The organism is Streptomyces sp. NPDC046308 (assembly GCF_055588065.1).
The window spans coordinates 1-1860 of record NZ_JBVJFB010000020.1 but is presented as its reverse complement, the minus strand read 5'-3'; the positions used below and the strand labels follow the sequence as shown (position 1 = coordinate 1860).

General features: G+C 56.5%; 1 rRNA gene. It reads right to left on the bottom strand.

What is annotated here, in order from left to right:
- Positions 1-31: 31 nt before the first annotated feature.
- Positions 32-1860 (bottom strand): 23S ribosomal RNA (locus tag ACZ6JT_RS35270); the annotation flags it as partial.

The window sequence follows — 1860 nt, the reverse complement described above, 5'->3', positions numbered from 1 at the left end:
TTCAGAACTAACACAGTGGACGCGAGCAACTGAGGACAAGCCCTCGGCCTATTAGTACCAGTCAGCTTCACCCGTTACCGGGCTTCCACATCTGGCCTATCAACCCAGTCGTCTACTGGGAGCCTTACCCTCTCAAGGAGGTGGGAATACTCATCTTGAAGCAGGCTTCCCGCTTAGATGCTTTCAGCGGTTATCCCTCCCGAACGTAGCCAACCAGCCATGCCCTTGGCAGGACAACTGGCACACCAGAGGTTCGTCCGTCCCGGTCCTCTCGTACTAGGGACAGCCCTTCTCAATATTCCTACGCGCACAGCGGATAGGGACCGAACTGTCTCACGACGTTCTAAACCCAGCTCGCGTACCGCTTTAATGGGCGAACAGCCCAACCCTTGGGACCGACTCCAGCCCCAGGATGCGACGAGCCGACATCGAGGTGCCAAACCATCCCGTCGATATGGACTCTTGGGGAAGATCAGCCTGTTATCCCCGGGGTACCTTTTATCCGTTGAGCGACGGCGCTTCCACAAGCCACCGCCGGATCACTAGTCCCGACTTTCGTCCCTGCTCGACCCGTCGGTCTCACAGTCAAGCTCCCTTGTGCACTTACACTCAACACCTGATTGCCAACCAGGCTGAGGGAACCTTTGGGCGCCTCCGTTACCCTTTGGGAGGCAACCGCCCCAGTTAAACTACCCATCAGACACTGTCCCTGATCCGGATCACGGACCGAGGTTAGACATCCAGCACGACCAGAGTGGTATTTCAACGATGACTCCACCCCAACTGGCGTTGAGGTTTCACAGTCTCCCACCTATCCTACACAAGCCGAACCGAACACCAATATCAAACTGTAGTAAAGGTCCCGGGGTCTTTCCGTCCTGCTGCGCGAAACGAGCATCTTTACTCGTAGTGCAATTTCACCGGGCCTATGGTTGAGACAGTCGAGAAGTCGTTACGCCATTCGTGCAGGTCGGAACTTACCCGACAAGGAATTTCGCTACCTTAGGATGGTTATAGTTACCACCGCCGTTTACTGGCGCTTAAGTTCTCAGCTTCGCACGCCCGAAAGCGCACTAACCGGTCCCCTTAACGTTCCAGCACCGGGCAGGCGTCAGTCCGTATACATCGCCTTACGGCTTCGCACGGACCTGTGTTTTTAGTAAACAGTCGCTTCTCGCTGGTCTCTGCGGCCACCCCCAGCTCACGGAGCAAGTCCGATCACCAGTGATGGCCCCCCTTCTCCCGAAGTTACGGGGGCATTTTGCCGAGTTCCTTAACCATAGTTCACCCGAACGCCTCGGTATTCTCTACCTGACCACCTGAGTCGGTTTAGGGTACGGGCCGCCATGAAACTCGCTAGAGGCTTTTCTCGACAGCATAGGATCATCCACTTCACCACAATCGGCTCGGCATCAGGTCTCAGCCTTATATGAGGGACGGATTTGCCTACCCCTCGGCCTACACCCTTACCCCGGGACAACCACCGCCCGGGCTGGACTACCTTCCTGCGTCACCCCATCGCTTACCTACTACAAGTCTGGTTCGTCGGCTCCACCACTTTCCTTTCCCCGAAGGGTCCGGAACGGCTTCACGGACTTAGCATCGCCTGATTCGATATTGGGCGTTTCAAAGCGGGTACCGGAATATCAACCGGTTGTCCATCGACTACGCCTGTCGGCCTCGCCTTAGGTCCCGACTTACCCTGGGCAGATCAGCTTGACCCAGGAACCCTTAGTCAATCGGCGCACACGTTTCTCACGTGTGTATCGCTACTCATGCCTGCATTCTCACTCGTGAACCGTCCACAACTAGCTTCCGCTGCTGCTTCACCCGGCACACGACGCTCCCCTACCCATCACA